Source organism: Streptomyces sp. SID14436 (assembly GCF_010548465.1).
Classification (GTDB): domain Bacteria; phylum Actinomycetota; class Actinomycetes; order Streptomycetales; family Streptomycetaceae; genus Streptomyces.
The window spans coordinates 43,551-50,494 of the sequence record NZ_JAAGMD010000675.1; the positions used below are offsets into that span (position 1 = coordinate 43,551).

The window sequence follows — 6,944 nt, forward strand, 5'->3', positions numbered from 1 at the left end:
GGGGGTCCGCAAGGAACCCGGGGCAGGGCCGCCGCGTTGAGACAACGTTGGTACTTTGGGCGCGCCGCCCGGCCCCCTCACCTCAGAAGCCAGGAGCCCCAGCCCCGTGACGACCCTTGCGCTCGGCCCCGAGTGGCTGAGCCCGGACTACTTGATCAGTACGTTCAGCCTGCCCGGCATCCTGCTGATCGTCTTCGCCGAGTCCGGTCTCTTCGCCTTCCTGCCCGGTGACTCCCTGCTGTTCACGGCGGGCCTCTTCGTAGCCGAGGGCACCTACATCAGTCAGCCGCTGTGGCTGGTGTGCACGCTGATCGTGCTGGCCGCGGTCATCGGTGACCAGGTCGGCTACATGATCGGCAAGTTCTTCGGGCCGAAGCTGTTCAACCGCCCCAACTCCAAGCTCTTCAAACAGGAGAACCTGGAGAAGGCCCACGAGTTCATGGAGAAGTACGGCCCCAAGGCGATCGTCCTGGCCCGCTTCGTGCCGATCGTGCGGACCTTCGCCCCGATCGTGGCCGGCGCCGGCCGGATGAAGTACCGCACCTTCGTGACGTACAACATCGTCGGCGGCATCCTGTGGGGCTGCGGCGTCACCATGGCGGGCTACTGGCTCGGCCAGATCGACGTGATCAAGGAGAACGTGGAGCCGATCCTCGTCCTGATCGTCTTCCTCTCCGTGGTCCCGATCATCGTCGAGTACCTGCGCGAGCGGGCCAAGAAGAAGCGCGCCGCGGCCGAGGAGGATCCGGCCGCCGCACAGCACCCCCAGGTGCCGCCCATGGACGACGCCACGACCCAGCTGCGCCGCATCGCCCCCGACGACCGCGGCCCCCAGCAGACGGCCCCGCACGCCCCCCGCACCCAGCAGGCCGCGCCCGGTCCCTACGGCGGCCCGGCCCACGGCAGCGCTCCCCACGGCAACGCTCCCTACGGAGGCGGGCCCTACGGCAACCAGCCGCCCCAGGGCCACCAGGGCGCGTCGCCGCAGCAGGCCCCGCAGCCGTACGGCAACGGGCAGTACCCGCCGCAGAACCACCCGGGCCAGGCACCCGGCCAGGGGCACGGACAGCGCCCCCAGCAGCCGTACAACCAGGGCTACTGAGCCCCGGCCGGACGCGGGGCAGGATCAGAAGCCCCGCGTCCGCTTCGCCGCCCTGCGCTTCTCCGCGGAGCCGATCCGCAGGAAGAGCCGCGAGATCTCCGCACCGAGGTTCACCCCGATCGCGATGGCCATGGCGAGCGCCACGGCCTTCGTGAGGGACGCCAGCCCGGTGTCGACCTCGTTCTGCGCGATGGCCAGCAGACCGAAGTAGGTCGCGGAACCGGGCAGCAGCGGGCCGATCGCCGCCGTCGTGTAGGGCAGTGCCGACGCGAACCGGTAGCGGGACAGCAGCTGCCCGAACAGGCCCACCACCCCGGCCGCCACGGCCGTGGACGCCACCGGCGAGATGCCGCCCGTGTGGTGCATCGCGCCGTACACCACCCAGGCCACCCCGCCGTTGAGGGTCACCGCCAGCACCGTCGCGCGTTCCTGCTGGAGCAGCACGGCGAAGGCCAGGGACAGCATCATCGACGCGGCGATCTGGATCAGCGGCCGCTCCTCCAGGCCGAGCTTCGCGTCCGGGTTCAGCCCGGCGCCCAGCTGCACGCCGAAGTACAGCACCACCAGCACGCCGGCGACGATGCCGACGAAGAAGTACAGGACCTCCAGCAGCCGGGCGGAGGCGGTGATGTAGAAGCCCGTCAGGCCGTCCTGCACGCCGGCCACCAGGGCCCGCCCGGGCAGCAGCGCGAACAGCCCACCGGTGATCACCGCGGACGCCTTCACGTTCACGTGGGCGAGGGTGAGCGCGACCCCGATCGCCGCCGGGGGCATCGCGGCCACGGTGAACTGGTAGAACTCCGGCAGCCCGCGCCCGGCGCACAGCCAGGCCAGCCGGTCGCCGAGCATGGCGCCGATCGCGGCGGCGACGAACACCAGGAAGCCACCGCCGACGAGCACCGACGCGGATCCGGCGAGCAGCCCGCTCGCCGCGGTCAGGGCCCAGCCGGGGTAGGGGTGCCGGTTGCGGCGGATCTCCGCCAGCCGCCGGTAGGCCTCCTCCAGGGACACGTGCGTCTCGTCGTCGCTGAGGTCGTCCACCAGCTGGTAGACGGCCGCCAGCCGGGTGTAGTCGGTGCCCCGGCGGCGCACCGTGCGGGAGGCGGTCACGGGGTCGTCCACGAGGGACGGCTGGTGGGAGATCGACAGCAGGGTGAACGTGACGTTCGGCTCGCAGCGGTCCAGGCCGTAGGAGCGGCACACGGCGAACATCGCCGCCTCCACGTCCTCGGCCCCCTCACCGCCCGCGAGCAGCAGCTCCCCGATACGCAGCGTCAGGTCGAGCACGCGCGGCACGGCCGGGCCGCTCTCGTCGTCCGGCCGCTGCAGGGGCTCGGGTGCCGGGCGCTCGGTCACCGGCATGCGCAGCATCGTGCGCATCCGGTCCTGCCAGGGCACGTCCTTGAGGCTGACGACGGGGACCCCGCTGGGCGGGGTGAAGACCGGCGGCGCCTGCCGGGCGCGGTAGGTGCTCGGCGGATTGAACGCCGACCCCTCCGTGTCGGCCGGCGGCTGCGGCGTCACGTCCAGGCCCGTCGGCAGGGCGAACTCGGACGTGGCCTCCGACTCCGTCCCCGTCCGGCCCGCCTTCGGCACGGCCAGCCCCTCGGGAACGGCGAACTCGCTGGTCGTCGACGACTCCGGCTCGGCCGGCACCCCCCGCCCCGAAGGGGGGAGGAAACCACTCCTCGCCTCGTCCGACTGCGGCTTGCGGTCCTCCGCGTCCCTCACGTGTGCAGCGCTCCCTGTACGACACCGTCCGTAAGCCTGCCCCGTAGGTCCTCAGTATGCGCACGGACACACCAACGGGCCGCACGCAAGGGCGTACGGCCCGTCGGACGACGAAAGGCGGGAGCTCAGTGGCCGCCCTGCTCCTCGAAGCGCTTGTAGGACCGCTCGATCTCGGCCTCGGCGTCCGTGCGGCCCACCCAGTTGGCCCCCTCGACCGACTTGCCCGGCTCCAGGTCCTTGTAGACCTCGAAGAAGTGCTGGATCTCCAGGCGGTCGAACTCCGACACGTGGTGGATGTCGCGCAGGTGCTCCACGCGCGGGTCCGTCGACGGCACGCACAGCAGCTTGTCGTCGCCACCGGCCTCGTCCGTCATCCGGAACATGCCGATCGCACGGCAGCGGATCAGACAGCCCGGGAACGTCGGCTCGTCCAGGATGACCAGCGCGTCCAGCGGGTCGCCGTCCTCGCCGAGGGTGTTCTCGACGAAGCCGTAGTCGGTCGGGTAGGCGGTCGAGGTGAAGAGTCGACGGTCCAGGCGGATCCGACCCGTCTCGTGATCCACCTCGTACTTGTTCCGCGAACCCTTCGGGATCTCGATCGTGACGTCGAACTCCACCGGTGGCTCCTCCATGATCAACACATAGTTCTGGTGGTTAAGTGTCCCTCACGCAGATGTGTGATCGCGAAAGGGGCTGGTGGTCGTGCCAGAGCTGAGGCCTTGGCGGGCCGCGAGACCGCACGTCGTGCGGATCGCGGGTGCCGTACGACCGCGGATGACACGGGCGGCGGCCGCCGTACGACCGCGTCTCACGCGCGTCGTCGCCGCCGCCACACCGCGCCTGACGCGCTCGAACCGGCCGGGATCGCCGCAGGTCGCGCGGGTCACACGGCCGAGGACCTGGCAGTTCACCGCCACCGCCGCCACCGCCGGTCTGGCGCTGGCCGCCGGGGTGGTGACCGCCGCGGGCCCCTGGGACTCCACCGGCCAGCGTACGGCGGAGCGGGACCGCGCCGTGGCCCTGCAAGCCGCGCGTGGCACAGATCACGGAGCTCCGCGCGGCAACGCCGGCACCCCGCCCCGCGGGCCCGACGCGCGGCCCGGTGCCGCCTCCGTGCTCGCCGGGCTCGGCGGCACCGCCACCACCGGCCGCCCGGCACCCACCGGCAAGGCGCTCACCACCGTCCTCGGCCCGCTCCTCAAGGACCCGGTCCTGGGCCGGACCTCGGCCGCCGTCGTCGACGTGGCCACCGGCAAGCGCCTGTACGGCAGCGGCTCCGGCGACGCCCTGACGCCCGCCTCCACCACCAAGATCGCCACGGCGGTGGCCGCGCTGTCCGCGCTCGGCGCCGACCACCGCCTCACCACCCGCGCCGCCTACGAACCCGACACGAAAGAGGTCGTCCTGGTCGGCGGCGGCGACCCCACCCTCACCGCCCGCAAGGACGCCCGGGGCTCGGCCAGCCTGCGCGACCTCGCCGCCCGCACCGCCGCTGCCCTGGCCCGGCGCGGTGTGCGCGAGGTGACCCTCTCCTACGACACCACCCTGTACAGCGGGCCTGAGATCCACCCGATCGGGGTCAACGGCAACCTCGCCGAGGTCGGCCCCCTGATGGCCGACGAGGCCCGCACCGACGACTCCAGCAGCGGCCCGGTCCGCCGCATCCCCGACCCGGCCCCGGACGCCGCCCGGAAGTTCGGCGGCTTCCTCGCCGACCACGGCATCAAGGCGTCACCGCCCGGCCCGTCGAAGTCGACGACCCGCGCCAGCACCCTCGCCACCGTCTCCTCGCCCCCGCTGTCCGTCCTCGCCGAGCGCATGCTGACCAACAGCGACAACGACATCGCCGAGGCCCTCGCCCGCCACACCGCGCTCGCCACCGGCCGGCCCGCCGACTTCGACGGAGCCGGTGCGGCCGTCACCGCACAGCTCAAGAAGCTGGGGCTGCCCGTGAAAGGCGCCGTCTTCAAGGACGGCAGCGGTCTCGACCGCCGCGACCGGCTCTCCGCCGACCTGCTCACCGCCCTGCTGGTGAAGGCCGGCGAACCCGCCCACCCCGAGCTGCGCCCCGCCCTCACCGGGCTGCCGGTGGCCGGTTTCACCGGCACCCTCACCGGCCGCTACGCCGACGGCGCGGCCGGCGTCGTCCGGGCCAAGACGGGCACCCTCACCGGCGTCAACGCCCTGGCGGGCACTGTCGTCGACCGGGACGGACGGCTGCTGGCCTTCGCCTTCCTGGCGAGCGGCACCACCGGCCAGAGCGCCGCCGAGACCGTCCTCGACAAGGCGGCCACGGCGCTCGCCTCCTGCGGCTGCCGGTGACCGCCGGGCGCCCGGCACCCGCGCGGGTACGGCCGTTCCGCCGACTCGCCGCCCTGCCGTCGGCCGTGCCCCTCACGTACCGTTGACCCATGACGAGCATCGGTGGTGCTGCCTCTTCCGGGATGGTCGACTGGAATCTCGCGGTCGCGACCGCGACCCGGCTCATGCGGCCGGGCCCCGACGTGACCCGCGACGAGGCCCGGGCCGTTGTCGCGGAGCTGCGCCGGCACGCGAAGTCCTCGGAGGAACACGTCCGGGGCTTCACCCGGCTCGGCACCGAGGAGACCCACGACACCCCTGTCCTCGTCGTCGACCGCCCCGGCTGGGTCCGGGCCAACGTCGCCGGCTTCCGTGAACTGCTCAAACCCCTCCTGGACAAGATGCAGGAGCGGCGCGGCAGCAACCCGGGCAACGCGGTGCTCGGCGCCGTCGGCGGCAAGGTCACCGGCGTCGAACTGGGCGTCCTGCTGTCCTTCCTCGCCTCCCGCGTCCTCGGCCAGTACGAGACCTTCGCCCCCGCCTCCCGCGACCTCCCCGCGGGCGAGAACGGCGGCGGCCGGCTGCTGCTCGTCGCCCCCAACGTCGTCCACGTCGAACGCGAACTCGACGTCGACCCGCACGACTTCCGCCTCTGGGTGTGCCTGCACGAGGAGACCCACCGCACCCAGTTCACCGCCGTGCCCTGGCTGCGCGACCACCTCGAGGGCGAGATCCAGTCGTTCCTCGGGGAAACCGACGTCGACCCCATGACCGTGCTGGAACGTCTCCGCGAGGCGGCGCAGACCCTCGTCGGCGGCCGTCCGGAGGGCGAGGAGGACGACGGCGGGCGCTCCCTGGTGGAGATCGTGCAGACCCCGGCCCAGCGCGAGATCCTCGGCCGCCTCACCGCGGTGATGTCCCTGCTGGAGGGCCACGCCGACTTCGTGATGGACGGCGTGGGGCCCGAGGTGGTGCCGAGCGTCGCGGAGATCCGGGAGAAGTTCCAGCAGCGCCGCGCCAAGGGCGCCTCGCGGCTGGACCTGGCCCTGCGCAAGCTGCTCGGCCTGGACGCCAAGCTGCGCCAGTACCGCGACGGGGAGCGGTTCGTGCGCGCCGTCGTCGAGGAGGTCGGCATGGACGGTTTCAACCACGTGTGGACGTCGCCCAACACCCTGCCCACCAAAGCGGAGATCGCCGCCCCGGCGGACTGGATCGCGCGGGTGCACCGCAAGCCGGAGGCGTGAGTTCCGTTCGCTGGTGACGCCGGGGTGACGGCAGAGGGACGCCGGTCCAATCACCCGTCCGAGGGACCGTGTGTCATGGGTAGGCGTGCAATGCTCGGGGAACGCCCCGGTTCTGTCACCATCTACACACTCTGAGTGACCGATCTCGGGTTCACCCCCCGAACCTTCCTGAAGGGAACCGGACATGGGTCCCCATCCTGCGGTCGCGGCGATACGCCTGGCGGTCCGCCGCGTCCTGAACGACGTCCTGGCCGAACACGGCCGCACCCCCGGCCGGTCCGGGCACGAGCGTTCCTCCTCCCCGCTCGTCCTCGTGGCCTGCTCCGGCGGCGCCGACTCCATGGCGCTCGCCTCCGCCCTCACCTTCGAAGCCCCCCGCCTCGGCGTCCGCGCGGGCGGGATCACCATCGACCACGGACTCCAGCCGGGCTCCGACCGACGGGCCGCCGAGGTCGTGCTCCGGATGCGCGAACTCGGCCTCGACCCGGCCGAGTCGGCCGCCGTGCGGGTCGGCCGCGACGGCGGGCCCGAGGCGGCTGCCCGCGACGCGCGCTACGCCGCCCTCG

Annotated in this window: 6 protein-coding genes; 4 read left to right on the forward strand and 2 right to left on the reverse strand. The window is 72.8% G+C overall.

Annotation, left to right across the window (positions count from 1 at the left end; genetic code table 11):
* Positions 1 to 106 precede the first annotated feature (106 nt).
* The gene (locus G3I53_RS24420; RefSeq protein ID WP_164338651.1) at positions 107 to 1,102 is read left to right on the forward strand and encodes a VTT domain-containing protein; all 996 of its coding nucleotides are present in this window, start codon (positions 107 to 109) and stop codon (positions 1,100 to 1,102) included.
* A 24-nt stretch (positions 1,103 to 1,126) separates the two neighbouring features.
* On the opposite strand, the gene G3I53_RS24425 is transcribed toward G3I53_RS24420, so the two are convergent.
* Positions 1,127 to 2,833, reverse strand: a complete 1,707-nt coding sequence (locus G3I53_RS24425) for a threonine/serine exporter family protein (protein ID WP_164338650.1) — start codon at positions 2,831 to 2,833, stop codon at positions 1,127 to 1,129.
* 125 nt (positions 2,834 to 2,958) lie between these two features.
* On the reverse strand, positions 2,959 to 3,450 hold the full coding sequence (locus tag G3I53_RS24430; RefSeq protein ID WP_030422725.1) for an inorganic diphosphatase: 492 nt from the start codon (positions 3,448 to 3,450) through the stop codon (positions 2,959 to 2,961).
* Positions 3,451 to 3,607: 157 nt separating this feature from the next.
* On the opposite strand from G3I53_RS24430, the gene dacB reads away from it, so the two are divergent.
* The 3 genes from dacB to G3I53_RS24445 all read left to right on the forward strand — a co-directional run.
* Positions 3,608 to 5,155 (forward strand): D-alanyl-D-alanine carboxypeptidase/D-alanyl-D-alanine-endopeptidase, encoded by a 1,548-nt coding sequence (gene dacB / locus G3I53_RS24435; protein WP_164438767.1) that lies wholly within the window; start codon positions 3,608 to 3,610, stop codon positions 5,153 to 5,155.
* A gap of 89 nt (positions 5,156 to 5,244) precedes the next feature.
* Positions 5,245 to 6,378 carry a zinc-dependent metalloprotease gene (locus G3I53_RS24440; protein WP_164334115.1) on the forward strand — a complete coding sequence of 378 codons (1,134 nt, stop codon included), beginning with the start codon at positions 5,245 to 5,247 and terminating at the stop codon, positions 6,376 to 6,378.
* A gap of 184 nt (positions 6,379 to 6,562) precedes the next feature.
* Positions 6,563 to 6,944: ATP-binding protein (locus tag G3I53_RS24445; RefSeq protein ID WP_275406522.1), on the forward strand; the 382-nt coding region annotated here is incomplete at its 3' end.

Coding starts and splice junctions, on each gene's coding strand:
- dacB (WP_164438767.1), top strand. CDS start 3,608: ATGACACGGGCGGCGGCCGCCGTACGACCGCGTCTCACGCGCGTCGTC.
- G3I53_RS24440 (WP_164334115.1), top strand. CDS start 5,245: ATGACGAGCATCGGTGGTGCTGCCTCTTCCGGGATGGTCGACTGGAAT.